General features: G+C 45.3%; 1 rRNA gene. It reads left to right on the top strand.

Features of this window, described 5'->3' with window-relative positions:
- Window positions 1–81, top strand: a 16S ribosomal RNA gene (locus ACTNBU_RS12805); the annotation flags it as partial.
- Window positions 82–322: the final 241 nt, after the last annotated feature.

The following is a 322-nucleotide window of genomic DNA, read 5'->3' as shown; positions in this document are numbered from 1 at the left end:
CGGCCGAAGGTGGGTTCGATAATTGGGGTGAAGTCGTAACAAGGTAGCCGTTCGAGAACGAGCGGCTGGATCACCTCCTTTCTAAGGAGACCTCAATCACTGAAAGATGTGATTGTAACATCCTGGTCAGCCGTCGGAGCTTTCAGATTTCGTTGTTTAATTTACAGGGCATATGTTCTGTAAGTGGGTTTGCACCTTGAAAACTGAACAGTGTATGACAAGCAAGTAAGGCAACAGAGAGGTTGTCACGCTGAGAGGCGTGACAAGCGTAAATTTAATTGTGGAACATCGTATAGATGGGTAACGATTACAATTTCCGAAA

Origin of the sequence: Dysosmobacter sp. HCP28S3_G4, assembly GCF_052065175.1 — a bacterium.
GTDB lineage: Bacteria > Bacillota > Clostridia > Oscillospirales > Oscillospiraceae > Oscillibacter.
The sequence above is the reverse complement of the archived record's forward strand: the minus strand, read 5'-3'. Positions and strand labels throughout refer to the sequence as shown.